The organism is Candidatus Nardonella dryophthoridicola, from assembly GCF_017656055.1.
GTDB lineage: Bacteria > Pseudomonadota > Gammaproteobacteria > Enterobacterales > Enterobacteriaceae > Nardonella > Nardonella dryophthoridicola.
In genome coordinates this window covers 21881-43939 of sequence record NZ_CP069383.1, presented here as the reverse complement: position 1 = coordinate 43939, position 22059 = coordinate 21881, and the positions used below count along the sequence as shown (strand labels likewise).

At 19.8% G+C, this 22059-nt stretch carries 14 protein-coding genes, 2 tRNA genes and 3 rRNA genes; 8 read left to right on the top strand and 11 right to left on the bottom strand.

Annotated elements, in window-relative coordinates:
• Positions 1-2: 2 nt before the first annotated feature.
• Genes serS through lysS form a run of 5 tightly spaced genes read left to right on the top strand, consistent with a single transcriptional unit; the run spans position 3 to position 6570 of the window.
• Positions 3-1259 (top strand): serine--tRNA ligase, encoded by a 1257-nt coding sequence (gene serS, locus JRY34_RS00205; RefSeq protein WP_208967095.1) that lies wholly within the window; start codon positions 3-5, stop codon positions 1257-1259.
• Positions 1252-2538, top strand: coding sequence for a 3-phosphoshikimate 1-carboxyvinyltransferase (gene aroA / locus JRY34_RS00200; RefSeq protein ID WP_208967094.1), 1287 nt, complete (start codon positions 1252-1254; stop codon positions 2536-2538). Before serS ends, aroA begins: the two co-directional genes overlap by 8 nt.
• A 4-nt stretch (positions 2539-2542) precedes the next feature.
• Positions 2543-4135 carry a S1 RNA-binding domain-containing protein gene (locus JRY34_RS00195; protein ID WP_208967093.1) on the top strand — a complete coding sequence of 531 codons (1593 nt, stop codon included), beginning with the start codon at positions 2543-2545 and terminating at the stop codon, positions 4133-4135.
• Positions 4107-5117 carry a peptide chain release factor-like protein gene (locus JRY34_RS00190; RefSeq protein WP_208967092.1) on the top strand — a complete coding sequence of 337 codons (1011 nt, stop codon included), beginning with the start codon at positions 4107-4109 and terminating at the stop codon, positions 5115-5117. Before JRY34_RS00195 ends, JRY34_RS00190 begins: the two co-directional genes overlap by 29 nt.
• Positions 5110-6570 (top strand): lysine--tRNA ligase, encoded by a 1461-nt coding sequence (gene lysS / locus JRY34_RS00185; protein ID WP_208967091.1) that lies wholly within the window; start codon positions 5110-5112, stop codon positions 6568-6570. The genes JRY34_RS00190 and lysS overlap by 8 nt, the downstream gene beginning before the upstream one ends.
• Before the next feature lie 50 nt (positions 6571-6620).
• Here lysS and JRY34_RS00180 read toward each other — a convergent pair whose 3' ends face one another.
• From JRY34_RS00180 to JRY34_RS00170, 3 genes are read right to left on the bottom strand one after another with little or no spacing between them, the layout of a single operon-like run.
• On the bottom strand, positions 6621-7472 hold the full coding sequence (locus tag JRY34_RS00180; RefSeq protein WP_148708317.1) for a mechanosensitive ion channel domain-containing protein: 852 nt from the start codon (positions 7470-7472) through the stop codon (positions 6621-6623).
• Positions 7473-7493: 21 nt separating this feature from the next.
• Complete coding sequence (locus JRY34_RS00175; protein WP_208967090.1) at positions 7494-9959, bottom strand: DNA gyrase subunit B; 2466 nt, start codon at positions 9957-9959, stop codon at positions 7494-7496.
• On the bottom strand, positions 9959-11089 hold the full coding sequence (locus JRY34_RS00170) for a DNA polymerase III subunit beta (RefSeq protein WP_208967089.1): 1131 nt from the start codon (positions 11087-11089) through the stop codon (positions 9959-9961). Before JRY34_RS00170 ends, JRY34_RS00175 begins: the two co-directional genes overlap by 1 nt.
• Positions 11090-11171: 82 nt before the next feature.
• Here JRY34_RS00170 and rpmH point away from each other — a divergent pair, with 82 nt between their 5' ends.
• Genes rpmH through mnmE form a run of 3 tightly spaced genes read left to right on the top strand, consistent with a single transcriptional unit; the run spans position 11172 to position 13081 of the window.
• Positions 11172-11309: a 50S ribosomal protein L34 gene (gene rpmH / locus JRY34_RS00165; RefSeq protein ID WP_148708505.1), complete on the top strand. Its 138-nt coding sequence runs from the start codon at positions 11172-11174 to the stop codon at positions 11307-11309.
• On the top strand, positions 11310-11690 hold the full coding sequence (gene rnpA, locus JRY34_RS00160) for a ribonuclease P protein component (RefSeq protein WP_208967088.1): 381 nt from the start codon (positions 11310-11312) through the stop codon (positions 11688-11690).
• Positions 11678-13081 (top strand): tRNA uridine-5-carboxymethylaminomethyl(34) synthesis GTPase MnmE, encoded by a 1404-nt coding sequence (mnmE, locus tag JRY34_RS00155; RefSeq protein WP_208967087.1) that lies wholly within the window; start codon positions 11678-11680, stop codon positions 13079-13081. Before rnpA ends, mnmE begins: the two co-directional genes overlap by 13 nt.
• A gap of 17 nt (positions 13082-13098) precedes the next feature.
• Here the strand turns inward: mnmE and JRY34_RS00150 are convergent.
• The 8 genes from JRY34_RS00150 to smpB form a co-directional block, all read right to left on the bottom strand.
• Positions 13099-13171: transfer RNA gene (locus tag JRY34_RS00150), tRNA-Trp, on the bottom strand.
• 19 nt (positions 13172-13190) lie between these two features.
• Positions 13191-13320: ribosomal RNA gene (gene rrf, locus JRY34_RS00145) — 5S ribosomal RNA — on the bottom strand.
• Positions 13321-13357: 37 nt separating this feature from the next.
• Positions 13358-16301: ribosomal RNA gene (locus JRY34_RS00140) — 23S ribosomal RNA — on the bottom strand.
• 35 nt (positions 16302-16336) lie between these two features.
• A tRNA-Glu gene (locus tag JRY34_RS00135) sits at positions 16337-16409 on the bottom strand.
• Positions 16410-16482: 73 nt separating this feature from the next.
• Positions 16483-18087: ribosomal RNA gene (locus tag JRY34_RS00130) — 16S ribosomal RNA — on the bottom strand.
• The 16S, 23S and 5S rRNA genes sit together here with 2 tRNA genes alongside, the layout of an rRNA operon.
• A 159-nt stretch (positions 18088-18246) precedes the next feature.
• Complete coding sequence (gene rho, locus JRY34_RS00125; RefSeq protein WP_148708502.1) at positions 18247-19503, bottom strand: transcription termination factor Rho; 1257 nt, start codon at positions 19501-19503, stop codon at positions 18247-18249.
• Positions 19504-19559: 56 nt separating this feature from the next.
• A complete protein-coding gene (gene metG, locus JRY34_RS00120) occupies positions 19560-21221 on the bottom strand; it encodes a methionine--tRNA ligase (RefSeq protein WP_233455697.1) in 1662 nt (553 codons plus the stop codon).
• A 367-nt stretch (positions 21222-21588) separates the two neighbouring features.
• The gene (smpB, locus tag JRY34_RS00115; RefSeq protein WP_208967086.1) at positions 21589-22059 is read right to left on the bottom strand and encodes an SsrA-binding protein SmpB; all 471 of its coding nucleotides are present in this window, start codon (positions 22057-22059) and stop codon (positions 21589-21591) included.

Below are 22059 nucleotides of genomic sequence, written 5' to 3'. Positions count from 1 at the left end.
ATATGATAGATTATAATATTTTAGAAGAAAAATATGAATATATAAAAAAAAAAAATATAGAAAGAAATTGTAATATAAATTTAAAATTATTAATAATATTAATAAAAGAAAAAAAAAAATCTACTAATAAAATAAATTTATTTAGAAATATAAAAAATAAAATAACAAATAAAATATTAAAAAATATAAAAGAAAAAAAATGTAATAATGAATATGTAAATACATCAATATCTATAGAAAAAAATATAAAAAATTTAAAAATATATATAAATTATTTAATTAAAAATATAAAAAATTTATCATATTTAATACCTAATATATTAGATGATAATGTATATGATAATAATATAGAAATATACAAAAGTAAAAATATAAAAAATATAAAAAATAAAAATACAAATTTATATAATACAAAAATATTTAAAAAAAATATTATATTTAATAAGTCTTTTTTAATATCTAATAATAAAACTGTTATATTAAATGGTGATATATCTATTCTTAATAGAGCTTTAATAAATTTTATGTTAGATACTCATATTAAAAATGGATATATAGAATATAATTTTCCAATAATAACTAATAAAAAATCTTTATATAATTCAGGACAATTACCAAAATTTTTTAATAATCTTTTCTACGTAAAAAAAAAAAACTCTAAAGAAATTAATTTTTTAATTCCTACTTCTGAAGTACAAATAATAAATATATTTAATAATATGAAAATTGATGACAAAGAATTGCCTATAAAAATAGTATCATATACACCTTGTTTTAGAAATGAACATGGTTTTTATGGTAAATTTAAAAAAGGATTAATTAGAATGAATCAATTTGATAAAGTAGAAATAATACAAATAGTAAACTATGAAAAATCAAATGAATATTTAGAGAAAATTACTAATGATTCAGAAAATATAATAAAATTATTAGATTTACCATATAGAAAAATATTATTATCTAAATTAGAAACTCCATTTTCATCATCAAAAACTTATGATTTAGAAGTTTTTTTTCCATCTATAAATGATTATATAGAAGTTTCTTCATGTTCTAATACAAAAGATTTTCAATCTAGAAGATTAAATTTAAAATATAAAAAAAATAAAAAGTTATATCCTCATATATTAAATGCTTCAGGATTAGCTGTTGGAAGGATTTTACTAGCTATATTAGAAAATAATCAAATTAAAAATAAAATTAAAATACCTAAAGTTTTAAAAAAATATATAAATAAAAAATTTATAGAAAATGAATAAAATTATTATAGATCCAATAAAAAAAATGTATGGTGAAATATATTTACCAGGATCAAAAAGTATATCAAATAGATTATTAATATTAACATCTATGTTAAATAAAAAAATAAAATTATCAAATTTATTAGAGTGTGATGATGTTAATTATATGATAGAATCTTTATTAAAATTAGGAGTATATATAGAAAAAATAAATAATAAAAGTTGTAACATAATAGGTGATTTAATTAATTTTAATAATGAAAAATTAATAGAATTATATATAGGAAATTCTGGTACAAGTATAAGGTTTTTAACATCTATATTATCATCATTAAAATGCAATATTATAATAGATGGTAATAAAAGAATGAGGGAAAGACCTATTGGTGATTTAGTAAATGCTCTTAGATTAGGAGGTGCTAAAATATTTTATTTAAATAAAGAAAATTATCCTCCTATACATATTAAAGGTGGATATTTAAATAATAAAATAAATATAAAGGGTAATATGTCTAGTCAATTTGTTAGCTCTATATTAATGTCATCTATAATTAATAAAAATAATACTATTATAAATATAAATGATGATTTAGTTTCTAAACCTTATATTGATATGACAATAAAATTAATGAATATGTTTAATATAAAAGTTAAAAATTATAATTATAAAAAAATAATAGTATATAAAAATAATTTAAATTTTAAAAAAAATGAAATAATTATTGAAGGTGATGCTTCAAATGCTTCATATTTTTTAGCAGCGGGATCTATTATAGGTGGACCAATTAAAATATATAATATAAATAAAAATAGTATACAGGGTGATATAAAATTTACTGATATAATTATAAAAATGGGGGGTAAAATAAATTTCGGAAACAATTATATAGAATCTTATAATGATGGTAATAAGGATATAAATAATATAGATATGGATATGAATGATATACCAGATGTAGCTATGACAGCTGCTATTATGTCTATATTTGCTAAAAAAGAATCAATTATTAGAAATATATATAATTGGAGGTTAAAAGAAACTGATAGAATATTAGCAATGGAAAATGAATTAACTAAAATAGGAGCTAAAGTAGAATCAGGGATAGATTATATAAAAATATATCCACCTAAAAAAATTTTAAAAGCAGATATTAATACTTATGATGATCATAGAATGGCTATGTGTTTTTCACTAGTAGCTTTATCAAATTCAGGAGTTAATATACTAAATCCTGAATGCGTTAATAAAACATTTCCTGAATATTTTAACTTATTTAAATCTTTAATAAAAAAATAAAAATATGATTAAAAAAAAATCATTTAAAAACTTATTTGAAAAAAATAAAAGTGATATTCTTAATAATAGAATAAATAGTATAATAGTTGGTAAAATTATTTATATAGATAAAGAATTTGTTATAGTTTATACTGATTTAAAATCAGAATCATATGTTTCAGTAAAAGAATTTTATAATAAAAGTGGTGAATTAAATATTAATTTAGATGATAAATTTACTTTTATTTTAGAAAATTTAGATAATGGTAGAGGAGAAACTATTATATCAAGGGAAAAAGCTAAAATATTAGAAACTTGGGAAAAATTAAAATATTTTTTTAAAAATAATATTACTATAAAAGGTTTCATAAAAAATAGAGTAAAAGGAGGATTAATAATTGATTTAAATGATGTTGAAGTTAATATAAATTCATTTTTACCAGGTTCTCTTATAGGAGTTAATAGTTCAGATAAAAATTTAATAGATGAATTAGAAAAAACAGAATTAGAATTTAAATTAATTAAAATAGATAAAAAAAATAATAATATTATATTATCAAGAAAAGCAGTTTTAGATATAAATAATAGAAATGAAAGAATAAAAATAATAAATTCTTTGAAAGTTAATAATATTTTATTAGGAGTTGTTAAAAATATAACTGAATATGGTGCTTTTTTAGATTTAGGTAAAGTAGATGGATTATTACATATAACTGATATATCTTGGAAAAGAATAAAACATCCTTCAGATGTATTAAGTATTAATGATAAAATAAAAGTTAAAATATTAAAAATTGATACAGATAAACTAAGAATTTATTTAGGTTTAAAACAATTATATAATAATCCATGGAATAAAACAAATAATAAAATATATTTGGGAAATAAAGTTTTAGGAATTACTACTAATGTAGTAAAATATGGATGTTTTATAGATATAGGTAATGGTATGGAAGGTTTAATACATAATTCAGAAATAAGTTGGGTAAATAAAAATATAAATCCTAAAAATTATTTTAATATTAATAAAAAAATAATAAGTAAAATAATAAGTATAGATAATTCTTTTAAAAGAATATCTATGAGTATTAAAAAATGCAAAATAAATCCTTGGAAAATTTTTAAGGAAAAATATAAAATAGGTGATAAAATATGTGTAAAAATACTTTTTATAACAGAATATGGTATTTTTGTTAAAATATATAATTATAATATAGATGCTTTTATACATATAAATAATTTAGAAAATATTAAAAATAATGTAAATTTATTTATAAAAAATAATGTTATTAATAATAAATTATTAACTTATGTTTACAAAATAAATTATAAAAAGGAAAGAATATATTTAAGTATATATAAAAATTTTAAGATATATGATATTAAAAAAATAATTGAAAGTAATAAAATAATATATGCTAAAATAATAAAAAATAACAAAAACTATACTTTTATAGCATTAAATAGTAAATTTTTATTAAAAATAAATACATTAAAATTTAAATTTAAAACTAATAATAAGTTTATAAAATTTAAAATAATAAATTATGATAAATTAAATGATAAATTATATATATTAATATTTAAAAATGATAAAAATAAAAGAAAAAATATCTAAAATAAAAGAAAAATATTTTTATTTTTTAAATAAAAATAATAATTTATATAATAAAAATTATATTTTAAATAAAGAAATAAATTTTATAAAAAAAAATATTGATATATTAGAATATTATATTAATAATAGTATAAATATTAATAATATAAAAGATAAAATTTTTTTTATAGAGAAATATATAAATAATATAGAAATATATTTTTTATTAGATCCAAATTTTATTAATATAGATGAATGTTATATATATATAAATTCAAATATAGGTGGAAAAGATTCAAATGATTGGTCTGATATTTTATTTAATGTATATAAAAAATATATAATAAAAAAAAATATGAAGTATGAAATAATATATAAAAATATAAATAATTTTAATAAAATAAAAAACATTATTTTAAAAATAAAAGGAAATTTTTCATATTCTATATTAAAAAATGAAACAGGAATTCATAAATTAATAAGAAAAAGTCCATTTGATTCATATAAAAAACATACTTCTTTTAGTAAAGTATTTGTATATAATGATATAATAAATGATAGTATTGTTAAAAATAAATATATTAATGAATCAATAGATAATAAAGATTTAAAAATAATATTTAGTAAATCTTCAGGACCAGGTGGTCAACATGTTAATACAACTAATTCATCAGTTAGAGTATTACATATACCTACTAATATTAGTACAAATTGTCAAAATAGTAGATCACAACATATTAATAAAAATATAGCATTAAAAAATATATTATATAAAGTAAATAATAATAAATTAAAAAATATAAGTGAAAAAAATAAAAAATTGAATAAAATAAAATATAATTTATCATTAAGTAATAATATAAGAATATATTATTTAGATAAATCAACTATAAAAGATAATATAAGTAATAAAAAATATAATAACATAGATTTTTTTTTAAATGGAGATTTGGATATATTAATAAAAAATAACTTAGAATCAATAAATAATAAAAATGAATGATATAAAAAAAATAAACAAATATATAAATAATTTAAAAAATAAATATAATTTAAATATTAAAATATATAATAATGAAATTTTATATAAAAATAATTTTAAAATAAATATATATTTAAATGAAATAAAAGAAAAAAAAATATCTTATATAATAAATAAATATATTAAAACAGCTGGAAGAATTTTATATAAAAGAAATTTTGGAAAATTAGTATTTTTAAAAATATATGATTTTAATGAATATATACAAATATATATAAATAAAAGTTTTATACCTAATATTTATTTCGAAAAAATAAAAAATATTAATATAGGTGATATAGTTGGAGTAGAAGGATTTTTATTTTATACAAAAACTAATGAATTATCAATAAAATGTAAAAAAATAATATTAATAACGAAAACTTTAAAAATTTTTCCAGATAAATTTCATAAAATAGTAAATAATAAAATAATATATAGAAAAAGATACTTAGATTTAATATGTAATATAAATTCTAAAAATATATTTATAATAAGACATAAAATAATAAATGAAATAAGAAATTTTTTAATAAAAAAAAAATTTATAGAAGTCGAAACTCCTATATTACAAAATATACCAGATGGAGCTGATGCAAAACCTTTTGAAACAAAACTAAATTTTTCAGAAAAAAAATTATATTTAAGAATTTCACCTGAATTATATTTAAAAAAATTAATAGTTGGAGGTTTTAATAAAATATTTGAAATAAATAAAAATTTTAGAAATGAAGGAATTTCAAATATTCATAATCCTGAATTTACTATGATAGAATTATATTCATCTTATGTAAGATATAATAAATTAATTTTATTAATACAATATTTATTTAAATATATAGTAAAAAAAATATTTAATAAAAAAAAAATAGTATACAAAGATATAGAAATAGATTTTAATATTCCTTTTAAAAAAATAAGTATGAAAAAATCTATTTATATATATAATAAAAAATTATTTAACAGTATAAAAGATTTAAATAGTAAAAAAAAATGTATAAAAATATTACAAAATGTTACTAAAAAAGAATATAAAAATTTTAATATAAGAGAAATTCATTATGAATTATTTAAAAATATAGTAGAAAAAAAAATAAAATATCCAACTTTTATAACAAATTATCCTATAGAAATATCACCATTATCTAAAAGAAAAAGTAAAAATATAGCAGAAAGATTTGAATTATTTATATATGGTATAGAAATATGTAATGGATTTTCAGAATTAAATGATCCATTAGATCAATCTAATAGATTTATAAATCAAATTTCAAAAAATAAAGATAAAATGTATAATTATGAATATATTGAATCATTAGAATATGGATTACCTCCTTGTTCTGGTTTAGGAATAGGAATAGATAGATTAATTATGTTATTAACAAATTCAGATAATATAAAAAATGTTATATTATTTCCAAATTTATACTATTAAAAAAAAATATAAGATAGAATTCTTATATTTTTTTTTTATATTATTTTATTTTAACAATTATTTTCATTTTTTATTATAATATGTTTAGTTTTTACACAAGGAGGTAATATACCTTTATTTTTAAACATATTATTTATTCTTTCTAATATATTGGAAACTGCTATTCTTATATTTTCTCTTCTTACCCAAGCTCTTATAGAAACTTCTATAGATGAAGGACTTATAGATACTATTTGAACTAATGGAGGTAAATCAAATATTATATATTTTTCTTTTCTTAATTCTTCATGTACATTATCCTTAACAAATTTTATATTAGAATCTCTGTCTATGCTTATTATTACATCTATTAATTTATTAGGTTCTGTTGAAAAATTTATTATATTTCCTAATAGTATTCTATTATTAGGTACAACAACTATTCTACCATCTAAAGTTCTTAATGTAGTTGAAAATAATTGAACTGATAAAACTATACCTGATATACCACTTAAATCAACAAAATCACCAACCCTAAAATGTCTAAAACTAACTAATAACATTCCTGCAGCTAAATTTGATAAAGAACCTTGTAAAGCTAAACCTATAGCTAAACCAGCAGCACCTATAACAGTTAAAATAGAAGAAGTTTGTATTCCTAATGTATTTAATGTTATAATTAAAGTAAAAATTATTATACTGTATCTTATTAAAGTATGTAAAAAACTAAGAACAGTTTCTTCAATTTTTCTTATTCTTAAAATTTTTATTATGAATCCTGATAAATAATCAGATAATGATACTCCTATAAATAAAGTAAAAGATGCAATTATTGAATTAAATACATATTCTAAAAATAAACTTTTATAATGTAAAAATAATCTTAATATTTCTATATTTTTTAAAATTTTATATATTTTCATATTTTTTTATCTTTTTTAATATTAAATTTTATTAATACTAATATAATACTTTTCTATAAACATTTTTCTTAAATCTACTGAATCACCCATTAATATATTAATCAAATTATCAGTTTTAGTATCATTATTTATATTAATCTTAATTATTTTTCTTGTTTTAGGATTCATAGATGTTTCCCATAATTGATCTGGATTCATCTCACCTAATCCTTTATATCTTTGTATTTTTATTTTATTGTAAGAATAATCAATTAATATAGAAATTATTTCTTCTATAGATTTTATATTATATAATATATTTTTTTTTGTATTAATATTATTATTATTTTTAATATATAATTTATTATTATTAATAAATACATTTTTTATAAATAATATATATTTATAATATTTTTTTATAAAAAAATAATTTATTTTAAAATAATCTTTTAATATATATTTTATATTATAACATAAAATTATTTCATATAAATTTTTATTTTTTTCATCATTAATTATTTTATATTTAAATTTATAATTAATATTTAAATTTAATTTTTTTATTAAATTCTTACAAAATATACTTAAATAATTCTTATTGTAGAATATATTACATTTTATTTTATCCAATAAAACTAATGAATTAAATATTATTTTTTTATATATAGAATAATAATCATAATATTTTATGAAACTTATATAAAATATTATACTTTTTTTTAATAAAATATTATTATATATTTTATTTAAATTATTATATAAATAAAAATCATTTATAGAAATACATATTTGTTTAATAATTAAATCATAATTATTATATAAATATTTATTTTTGTTATCATATTTTATTTTATATAAAGGAGGTTTTGATATATATAAATTATTATTTAATATTAATTCTTTCATATATCTATAAAAAAATGTTAATAATAAAGTTTTTATATGGGCTCCATCAACATCTGCATCTGTCATTATAATAACTTTATTATATTTTAATTTATTAATATCATAAATAATTTTATTATTACTTTTTATTTCAAACCCTAAAACATTTATTATAGATATAATTTCTTTTGATTTTATTATTTTATTAAAATTAGATTTTTCTATATTTATAATTTTTCCTTTTATAGGTAATATTGCTTGAAATTTTCTATCCCTTCCTTGTTTAGCTGAACCTCCAGCTGAATCACCTTCAACTATATATAATTCTGAAATTTTAGGATCTCTTATTTGACAATTAGATAATTTACCAACTAAATCTAAATTACTTATAAAATTTTTTTTTAAAATTTTTTTTGTGTTTTTTAGTAATTCTCTATGTTTTGCATATTGTAATATTTTATTTATTATATATTTATAATTTGATATATTTTTATTTAATATATCAGTAATTTTTTTATAAATTATATTGTCTAATTTAGATTTTATTTCAGTGGAAATTAATTTATCTTTAGTTTGAGAAGAAAATTTTGGATTAAATATTTTTATAGATAAAATTCCTAATAAATTATTTCTAATATCTTCTCCTATTATATTTTCTATACCACTTTTTTTTTTATTTTTTAAAAAATTTATATTTGACTTTATATAATCATTTATAGACCTTGTTAAAGAATGTTTTAATGATGTTAAATGAACTCCTCCATCTTTTTGATAAATATTATTAGTAAAACAATATATTTTATTAATAAAATTATCTTTATTACTCCAATATAAAGAAACTTCTAAAAACATATTATCATCAGAATATTTAAAATATAAAATATTTTCTTTTTTTATAATTTCATTTATTTTAATTTCTTTTATTAATATATATTTTAATAAACCTTTTATATTTCCTTTACTTAAAAAATAATATTCATTTTCTGTATTATCTGAATCAATTTTTTTTATATTAATATTTAAATTTTTATTTAAAAATGATAATTCATTTATTTTTTTATATATCAATTCAAATTTAAATTTATTATTATTTTTAAATATATTTATATTATCAGGCCAAAATCTTATATAAGTTCCATTTTTTTTTGTTTTACCTATTATTGATAATCTATCTTTTGGAACACCAAAATTATATATTTGTTTATAAATTTTATTATTTCTAAATATCATCAAAATTAATTTTTTAGATAAAGCATTAACAACAGATAATCCTACTCCATGTAATCCTCCTGACATTTTATATGAAGAATCATCAAATTTACCTCCAGAATGTAAAACTGTAAATATTAATTCTGCAACAGATATCTTTTCTTCATCATGAATTTCAACAGGAATACCTCTTCCATTATCTTCTATTGATATAGAGTTGTCTTTATGTAAAGTTACAAATATTTTATTACATGTATTATTTATTACTTCATCTATAGAGTTATCTAATATTTCAAAAAACATCTGATGTAAACCTGATCCATCTTCTGTGTCACCTATATACATACCTGGACGTTTTTTTACTGCATCTAAACCTTTTAATATTTTTATACTTTTATAATTATAATTATTCATTATATTTTTATTGGCATTATAATATTTATATTATTTATATCTTTAATATCTTCTATTTTAATAGAAGAATATTTATTAGAAAAATAAATTTTTATAAATTTATTATCTATTCTTTCTAATATATTTATTAAATAAACTGGATTTATACCTATTTCATAATTATTAAAATCATAATTTATATATGATTTTATTAATCCAATAGATACTTCATTTTTAGAATTTATTAATTTTAATATTGTGTTTTTTTTATTTATTATTAATCTTAGTATAGGATTTTTATCATCAGATATAGATATTATTTTATAAATAGATTCTAATAACTTATCTTTATTTATATCTAATATAAATTCTCTTTTTTCATTTATTATATTAATATAATTAGGAAATAAATTTTTATATACTAAAAATTTAAAAATTATATAATCTGTTTTTATATAAATGTATTTATTACATATACATATATTTATTATATCATCATTTATATACAATAAAAATTTATTTATTTCATTTATAGTTTTTTTTGGTATTAATAAACTTATATTATAATTGTTATTTATTATTTCAAAATTATAATTAGATAATCTATATCCATCTGTAGAAGTAAAAAATATTTTATTTTTAATAATTTCAAATAACATATAATTTATATAATTTTTTATATCACTATTAATAGTTGAAAAATATGTTTTATTTATTATATTTATTAAAGAATTTTTATTTATTGATAAAGAAATTATATTATTAATATTATTATTATTTTTAAATATAGATTTATATATATTTTTATATATTAATATATAAAATATTGTATTTTTATTATTTATTAATAAATAATTTTTTTTTATTAAAAATGTTATTTTACTTTTTTTATCTATATTTTTACAAATATTATATATTTTTTTATATGATATATTTATTTTATATTTATTTTTAAAATTATTATTTAATAATTTAATATTTATATTAATTTCTATTTCATTATTATTACATTTTAAAATAATATAATTTTTATTAGTAATAATAATAGAAATACTATTAATATCATTTAACAAGTTATTATTACTACTAACTATACTATTTATATATTTTAAATTTTTTAATAATAAATCTCTTTCTATTATAAATTTCATTTTTTTTACTTTTATAATTATGTAATTATATTATATTATAATATATAATAATTTATACATATTTATAAAAAAAAATAATATAATGAAAAGAACTTATCAACCATCAAAAAAAAAACGTATAAAAAAAATAGGATTTATTGTAAAAATGTCATATAAAAATGGAAGAAAAATTATAAATAATAGAAGAAAAAAAGGAAGAAAAAAAATAATAAATTTATAAATGATTTTAAATATTAAAAATAATAAAATTAATAAAAAAAATATAATAAAAAAAAATAAAATTTTTAATTATATAATTAAAAATAATGAATTTATAATAAAAACTTTTTTTATATATGTATTTATAAAAAAAAATTGTTTATTATATCCCAGAATAGGTTTAATAATTAAAAAAAAATATTTAAAATTATCTGTTAAAAGAAATATTATAAAAAGAATAATAAAAGAATTTTTTAGAAAAAATAAAAATTTATTTTATAATTTTGATTTAATATTTATGTTAAAAAATAAAATAAATTTTTATAATAAAAAAGAGATAAATAAAGAAATTAATAAAATATTTAAAAAAATAATTTATTTAAAAAAAATATGGAATACATAAATGATACTATAATAGCTATATCTACTCCTATATCTAAATCAGCAATAGGTATAATAAGAATATCCGGATATAATATTATAAAAATAATTAATTTTTTCTTTAAAAAAAAAAAAATAAAAGAAAGATATGCTGAATTTGTTAATTTTATAGATCCAAATAATAATGAAATTATAGATAACGGTATATTGATATATTTTAAAAAACCAAAGTCTTTTACTGGAGAAGATATATTAGAATTTCAATGTCATGGAAATCCTATAATAATGAATTATATAATAGATTTAATTGTAAAATTTAAATATGCCAGAATAGCTTTAAATGGTGAATTTACTAGAAGAGCTTTTATGAATAATAAATTAAATTTACATCAAGCAGAATCTATATTAAACATTATAGATTCTGATAATATAGATACAGTTAAATTAGCTATAAAATCTTTAAATGGTACTTTTACAAATAAAATAAACATAATATTAAATAATTTAATAGAATTAAAAGTATTAGTTGAATCTTATATAAGTTTTGAAAGTGAAGATAATAACATTATTATAGAAAATATAAATAATAAATTTTTAGAAATAGTAGATAAATATAATAAAATAATTAATGAGTGTTTAAATAGTTTAAATATTAATAATATAAATACTATATCATTAATAGGAAAAACAAATGTAGGAAAATCTACTATATTTAATAAATTAATTAATAAAAATAGATCAATAGTTACTAATATAAGTGGAACTACAAGAGATAGTATAATAGATTTTTTTTCTATAAAAAATAATTTAATAAAAATTATAGATACTGCAGGAATAAGAAAAACAAAAAATATAATAGAAAATATAGGAATAAAAAAAACTAAAGAAAATATTAAAAAATCAAATATTTTATTATTTATAGTAGATAATAAATTAAATACTTCTAATAAAAAAGAATTTTATAATAATCTAAAAATTTACATAAATAATATAAATTTATATAAATTTATAATAAAAAATATTAAAAATATAATATTTATTAAAAATAAATCTGATATATCAAACAATATAATAGGAATAGAAAAAATTAATAATGATATATATATAATTAATATATCAGCTAAAAATAATTTAGGTTTAAACATATTAACTGATGAAATATATAAAAAATTATTTATATATAAAAAAGATGTTAATACAGATTTTTTAATATCTAAAAGACACTTAAATATAATAGAAAAATCATTTAATAATATAAAAAAATATAATAATTTATTAAAATGTTATGATTATTCAATATTATATGAAGATATAAATTATTCTATTAATGATTTAATAAATATATTAGGTAAAAATATATCTAATGATGATTTATTAGATTCAATATTTTCAAAATTTTGTATAGGTAAATAAATAAAAATATTATATTTCAGGAAGAGAAAGATTCGAACTTTCACATCTAGTTTTGGAGACTAGAATTCTATCCATTTAAATTATCTTCCTAAAAATTTTAAAACATTCTATCCGATAATACCTACTCTCGCAAATTAATACTACCATCGGCGTTATGATATTTCACTTCTGAGTTCGGTATGGAATTCATAAAAATAATATGAACTTTCAGGTGGGTCAATCACACTATATTTATCAAAATAGAATGTTTTTATAATTATATAATATTTTTTAAAAAAAAATAAAACTCACGGGAAATTAGTATTAGTTAGCTAAACATTTCACAATGCTTACACATCTAACCTATCAACGTCATAGTCTATAACGTCCCTTCAGGTAATTTTAAAATAATTAAAATTACAGGGAAAATTAATCTTGAGGTAAGTTTCCCACTTATATGCTTTCAGCGGTTATCTTTTCCATACGTAGCTACCGGGCAATGCTATTGGCATAACAACCCGAACACAATAGGTATGTCCACTCTGGTCCTCTCGTACTAAGAGCAGCTCCTCTCAATTTTCCTACGCCTACGGCAGATAGGGACCGAACTGTCTCACGACGTTCTAAACCCAGCTCACGTACCACTTTAAATGGCGAACAGCCATACCCTTGGGACCTTCTTCAGCCCCAGGATGTGATGAGCCGACATCGAGGTGCCAAACACCGCCGTCGATATGAACTCTTGGGCGATATTAGCCTGTTATCCCCGGAGTACCTTTTATCCGTTAAGCGATAGCCTTACCATAAAGAACTACCGGATCACTAAGACCTGCTTTCGCATCTGCTCGAATTGTCATTCTTGCAGTTAAGCTAGCTTTTGCCTTTGCACTAACCTCACGATATCTGACCGTGATTAGCTAACCTTTGTGCTCCTCCGTTACTTTTTAGGAGGAGACCGCCCCAGTCAAACTACCCACCAGACATTGTCCTCAACCCGGATTACGGATTAAAGTTAGTATAATAAAAATTGAAGGATGGTATTTCACTGTTAACTCCATATAAACTTGCGTTAATACTTCATAGTTTACCATCTATTCTATACAACAATAATTAATATACAATATCAAGCTATAGTAAAGGTTCACGGGGTCTTTCCGTCTTGCCGCAGGTACACTGCATCTTCACAGCAATTTCAATTTCACTGAGTCTTGGGTGGAGACAGTCCAGCCATCATTATGCCATTCGTGCAGGTCGGAACTTACCCGACAAGGAATTTCGCTACCTTAGGACCGTTATAGTTACGGCCGCCGTTTACCGGGGCTTCTATCAAAAGCTTTTAATAATATATTTTATTATTAATTACATTATCAATTAACCTTCCGGCACCGGGCAGGCATCACACTGTATACATCCATTTTCATGTTAGCACAGTGCTGTGTTTTTAATAAACAGTTGCAGCTGGCATTTAACTTAGTCTGAATTCAGCTATAAAAAATCTCATTTTATCACTTACTATCAGAATACCTTCTCCCAAAGTTACGGTATAATTTTGCCTAGTTCCTTCACCCAAGTTTTCTCAAACGCCTTAGTATTCTCTACCCAACCACCTGTGTCGGTTTATAGTACGATTTATTAATAATCATAGTTTAGTAACTTTTCTTGTAAGCTAGCATAAATTTTTAACTATTATTTTATAATAATTAATCATAGCGTTTAAATGTTAATAAAAAACGGTTTTGCCTATTTTTTCATTCATACGTTTAAACTAAGATAACCAACACTTAGCAAATCTAGCTACCTCAGTCATTACATCACATATATTAACAAGTACAGGAATATTAACCTGTTATCCATCAACTACGCTTTTCAGCCTCATTTTAGGATCGACTTACCCTACCTCGATTAACGTAGGATAGGAAACCTTAGTTTTTCGGCGAACAAGTTTTTCACTTGTTTTATCGTTACTCATGTCAGCATTCTCACTTCTGATATCTCCAAAATACTTTTCAATATTTCTTCTCAGATTTACAGAACGCTCCCCTACCAAATTAACTAAAAAAAAATTAATTTCCGTAGCTTCGGTATATGATTTTAGCCCCGTTAAATCTTCCGCGCTAAAAAACTAGACTAGTGAGCTATTACGCTTTCTTTAAATGATGGCTGCTTCTAAGCCAACATCCTAGCTGTCTTTGAATTTTAACTTCGTTTACCACTTAATCATAATTTAGGGACCTTAGCTTTCGGTCTGGGTTGTTTCCCTTTCCACCATTGACATTATCGCCCATAGTGTGTTTCCAGTAATATTTTTTTTTGGTATTTGAAGTTTGCATCGAATTGGTAACATTAGTCCCTAAAACGAAACAGAGCTCTACCCCCAAAAAATAATTACAAGACGCTACCTAAATAGCTTTCGGGGAGAACCAGCTATCTCCCGGTTTGATTGGCCTTTCACCCCTAACCACAAATCATCCGCTAATTTTTCAACATTAGTCAGTTCGGTCCTCCAAATAACTATTAATTATTCTTCAACCTGTTCATGGTTAGATCACCGGGTTTCGGGTCTATATCCTGAAACTTAACGCCCTTTTAAGACTCGGTTTCCCTACGGCTCCCTATTTTAAAAGTTAACCTTGCTACAGAATATAACTCGCTGACCCATTATACAAAAGGTACGCAGTAACATTTTTTTTTTAAAATGCTCCTACTGCTTGTACGTATATGATTTCAGGATCTATTTCACTCCCCTAACAGGGGTTCTTTTCACCTTTCCCTCACGGTACTAGTTCACTATCGGTCAATTAGTAGTATTTAGTCTTAGAGGATGGTTCCCCTATATTCAAACAAGATAACTTTTCTCGTTTTACTTTAACTTAAGATATTATTATTTATTTTAAATCACAGGACTATCACCTTGTATCGTTAATTTTTCCAAATTATTAATATAATAAAATAATAAAAGAGCTTAAAGACTTTTCCCTTTTCGCTCACCACTACTTAGAGAATCTCTATTGATTTCTTTTCCTCAGAGTACTAAGATGTTTCAATTCCTCTGGTTTGCATTATTAAACTATTTTATTCATTTAATAATAAATATTTTTTTAAAATATTTAGGTTACCCCATTCGGAAACAGCCGACTAATAACGCTTCTTATCAGCTTATCGACAAATTTTCGTAGATTAGCACGTCCTTCATAGCCTCTAATTGCCAAGGCATCCATCATATACGCTTACTTATTTATTTTTTTTTACTTATTTTTAGTAATTCTTTATAAAAAATATCTCTTAGGGGATTCGAACCCCTGTTATTGCCGTGAAAGGGCAATGTCCTAACCTTTTAGACGAAAGAGATAAAAATATATTATTTTATTTATTTAAAAAAAAAATTATTTTTACTTTTTATTTACAACACCTTATTTTTCTTTATTGGAGGTGTTCCAACTACAGGTTCCCCTACAGTTACCTTGTTACGACTTCACCCCAGTCATAAAACACAAAATGGAAAAAATCCTTCATTTTAAAAAAATGATTAAATTTATTTTCTTAATTTGCAATTTACTCCCATGGTGTGACGGGCGGTGTGTACAAGGCCCGAGAACATATTCACCGTAGCATTCTGATCTACGATTACTAGCGATTCCTACTTCATGAAGTCGAGTTGCAGACTTCAATCCGAACTGTGATATACTTTAAAGATTTGCTCATTCTCGCGAAATTGCTTCTCTTTGTATATACCATTGTAGCACGTGTGTAGCCCTACTCATAAAGGCCATGATGACTTGACGTTATCCTCACCTTCCTCCAGCTTATAACTGGCAGTTTCCTTTTAGTTCCCGACTTTACGCTGGCAAAAAAGGATAAGGGTTGCGCTCGTTAAGGGACTTAACCCAACATTTCACAACACGAGCTGACGACAGCCATGCAGCACCTGTCTTAAAGATTCTACTTACGTAGATACTAAAGTATTTCTACTTTATTACTTTATGATGTCAAGAGTAGGTAAGGTTCTTCGCGTTGCATCGAATTAAACCACATGCTCCACCGCTTGTGCGGGCCCCCGTCAATTCATTTGAGTTTTAATCTTGCGATCGTACTTCTCAGGCGGTCAATTTAACGCGTTAGCTACGAAAATTATAAAAACATAAAAATATTACAATCTTCAAATTGACATCGTTTACAGCATGGACTACCAGGGTATCTAATCCTGTTCGCTACCCAAGCTTTCGTGTCTCAGTGTCAGTTTTTACCCAGGGAATCGCCTTCGCATCTGGTATTCCTCCAAATATCTACGCATTTCACTGCTACACTTGGAATTCTATTCCCCTCTATAAACTCTAGTTTATTAGTATCGAATACAGTTTTTAAGTTAAGCTTAAAGATTTCATATACGACTTAATATACCACCTACACACTCTTTACGCCCAGTAATTCCGATTAACACTAGTACCTCCCGTATTACCGCGGCTGCTGGCACGGAATTAGCCGGTACTTCTTTTTCAAATAATCAATAATATATAAGTATTATTTATATAAAACTTTATTCTTTGACGAAAGTGTTTTACGACTAAAAGCCTTCTTCACACACGCGACATAGCTGCATCAGGGTTTCCCCCATTGTGCAATATTCCTCACTGCTGCCTTCCGTAGAAGTCTGGACCGTGTCTCAGTTCCAGTGTGGCTGTTCATCCTCTAAGACCAGCTAGAGATCATCACCTAGGTAAGCAATTACCTCACCTACTAGTTAATCTCGTCTAAGCTCATCTAATGGCATAAGGTTATACTTAAAAAAATTTAAATATAATCCCCTACTTTAATTATTATTATAAATAATAATAATAATATTATGTGGTATTAGCTACTAATTATAATAGTTGTCCCACTCCAAAAGGTAGATTCTTAGATATTACTCACCCGTTTGCCGCTCGCCATCAATATATATAAAAAATATATATATTATGTTGCCGCTCGACTTGCATGTGTTAAGCCTGTCGCTAGCGTTCAATCTGAGCCATGATCAAACTCTTATTAAGAAATAAATGTTTAAATAAGAATAAGAATTATATAAACATTTATAAAATAAAAATAATATTATTTAAATATAAAATAATATTCATTTAAATAATATAATATATATTATATATGTCAATACAAAATATTAAAATATTAAAAAAAAAATAATGTTTATAAAATTATTTTATTTTCATTAAATTAAAAAAATCTTTATTGTTTTTAGTATTAGAAATTTTATTTATTAAAAATTCAATAGCTTCTACATCATTCATATTATTTAATATTTTTCTTAATATACATATTTTATTTAATTCACTTTCATTAAATAATAATTCTTCTTTTCTAGTACCAGATTTATTATAATCTATAGATGGAAATATTCTTTTTTCAGATATTTTTCTTGATAAATGTAATTCCATATTCCCTGTTCCTTTAAATTCCTCATATATTATATCATCCATCTTAGATCCAGTTTCTATTAATGCAGTAGCTATTATAGTTAAACTTCCTCCATTTTGAATATTTCTAGCAGCACCAAAAAATTTTTTTGGTTTATTTAATGCATTTGAATCTATACCTCCTGTTAATATTTTACCAGATGATGGAACTAATACATTATAAGCTCTAGCTAATCTAGTAATTGAATCTAATAATATTACAACATCTTTTTTATTTTCAACTAATCTTTTAGCTTTTTCTATAACAATTTCTGATATTTGAATATGTCTATTAGGAGATTCATCAAAAGTAGAGTATATTACATCAGATTCAGGTATTAACTTTTTCATTTCAGTTACTTCTTCTGGTCTTTCATCAATTAATAAAATTATTAAATAACATTCTGGATGATTATAAGTAATACTTTTAGCAATTTTTTGTAATAATGTAGTTTTTCCTGCTTTAGGAGGTGAAACTATTAATCCTCTTTGTCCCTTACCAATAGGAGATACTAAATCCAACATTCTTTGAGTTATATCATTATTATTTTCTATTTCCATTTTTAATCTAATATTAGTATGTAATGGAACAAGATTTTCAAATAAAATTTTATTATTATATAAATCAATATTTTCAAAATTAATATTATCAATTTTTAATAAAGCAAAATATTTTTCATTATCTTTAGGAGGTCTTATCTTTCCAAATATAGTATCTCCAGTTTTTAAATTAAATTTTCTTATTTGATTAGGAGAAACATATATATCATCAGGACTTGCTAAATAAGAATTATTAGCTGATCTTAAAAAACCAAATCCATCTTGTAAAACTTCTAATACACCATCACCAGATATATCATTACCTAAATTAAAATGATATTTTAATATATTAAAAATAATATCATTTTTTTTCATTTTATTTATATTATTTAAACAAATATTTTTACCAATAGAAATTAATTCTGAAAAATCTATATTTTTTAATTCTGTTAAATTCATATATTTATATTTTATAAATTTTATTTTATTTAAATATTTAAAATTTACTGATAAATTTAAAACTTTATATCTAAAATTTTTTTTGTAATAAAATATTTATTTATTTTAATATTAAATAAATAAATATAAATAAATTTAATATCCAATTTAATACCTAAAAAGAACTCTACTTTTTTAGATATATTAGGCAATATAGGTCTTAAGTATATAAATAATATTTTAAATAAATTTATAACCATCGTACATATATCATGTAATTTCTTCTTATTATTAATTTTATTCCAAGGTTCTCTATCAGAAATATACTTATTTAATAAATCTGATAATTCTTCTACTATTTTTATAACTAAATTATATTCGAAATTATTATAATATAAATTTATATAAGTATGTTTACTTAAAAATATATTATATAAATTTATATCTTCTATATCAGAAGAAGATAAAAATCCATTAAAATAAAAATAAAGAAAATTAACAACTCTATTTGGTATATTTAATATCTTATTTATTAAAACATTATTAATTTTATAAATAAACTCTTTTGTATTAAAATCTATATCATTTATATTATTAGATAATTTTGAAGCATAAAAATATCTTAGAAAATCTGTATCAATATTTTTATTAATATAATCTTTAGCAGTTATATAATTATTCAAAGATTTAGACATTTTATTATTATTAATAGTTATATGACCATGTACTATTAATTTATTTGGAATTCTAAAATTTATTGATTTCAAAATAGATAACCAAAAAATACTATGGAAATAAACTATATCTTTACCTATAAATTGATACAGTTTACAATTTGAAAATTCATTCCAATACTCAAAAAAATTTAAATTATTAACTTTACATAATTTATAAAATGTACTTATATATCCTATAATAGCATCAAACCATACACAAAAATACTTATTTTTTTCATTAGGTATTTTAAAACCAAAATATAATTTATCTCTAGATATATCCCATAATTCTAAATCATTATCAAAAACTTTATATATTTTATTTAAAACTTCTTTTTGAAAAATTATATTTAAAATTTTTTCTTTTAAAAATTCTTTATATTCATTTAATTTAAAAAATAAATGCTCTGTTTTTTTTAAAATTGGTTTTTTATTACTTAATAAAGAAATAGGGTTTATTATATCATAATTTCTATAATAATTATTACATAATACACAATAATTGTTATTTTCCAATTTAGATAAACAAACTTTACAATTAGATACAAATAATCTATCAGAAAGAAATACAGAATAATATTTATCATAAAACTGATATACATTCTTTTTAAAAATTAATTTTTTTTTTAATAAAACATTATATATATTATTTAAAAAAAACATATTTTCCAAAGAATGAGTACTATAATAAATATTATAGTTTATATTAAACTTTTTTAAATCTTTTTTATGGTCTACATAAATATCTGATATTAATTTTTTTGGATTAATTTTAAGATTATTAGACTTTAATAATATTGAAGTACCATGTGAATCATCAGAACAAATAAACTTAACATCATAAAAATTATATTTTTTATATCTTACCCATATATCTGCTTGAATATGTTCTAATAAATGTCCTATATGAATTGGTCCATTAGAATAAGGTAAAGCACATGTAACTAAAATTTTATTATCTTTAAATAAATTCATATTATAAAATTTTTTTTTGGAGCTGATGGGAATCGAACCCATTTCCATATAAAATTACTTTAAAAAAACATTACATGCTTTTCTTTTTTTTTTACTAAAAATATTATTAATAAAAGAAAAAATAATAATATCCAATAAATTTTTACTAAATTTTAATTAAATATTTTTATATTTTATTAATCAATATATTATATTTAAAAAATTAAATATATTAAAAAGAAATATATTTTACTACTAAGCTGCTAAATTATTTAAATAAAAAGTATCTTTTGCATTTATGTTTTTTAAAATTTTTACAAGATTTTTAAAACTTGACATGATTTTTTATAAAATATTTAATATGTCTAAACCTTTTCAGCCCCATATTCTTTTTTTATTTATAATAATTATAAATATTATATATAAAAATATATAATTAATCAATTTTATTACTCTTATATATTCTATTTTTTTTTATATTCCAATCTCTTTCTTTAATTTTATTTCTTATATCTACTTTCTTTTTACCTTTAGATATTCCTAAATTTACTTTTATAAATTTATTTTTAAAATATATAGATAAAATTATACCTACCATATTACTTATTTTTATATCATTATATATTTTAAATATTTCATTTTTTCTTAAAAGTAATTTTCTATCTCTTGCTAAATCATCATTCTTTACAAATAAAAAATTATTATTAATAGGATTAAATATAGAATTTCTTAAAAAAATTTCTTTATTTATTACTACAATATAACTATTCTTTATATTAATATTACCACTAACAAAAGATTTTACTTCCCATGGCTTTAATACTATTCCACATTCTATTTTATATTTTATACTATAATTATATAAAATATTTTTATTTTTTATTAATTTAGAATATAATTTATTCAT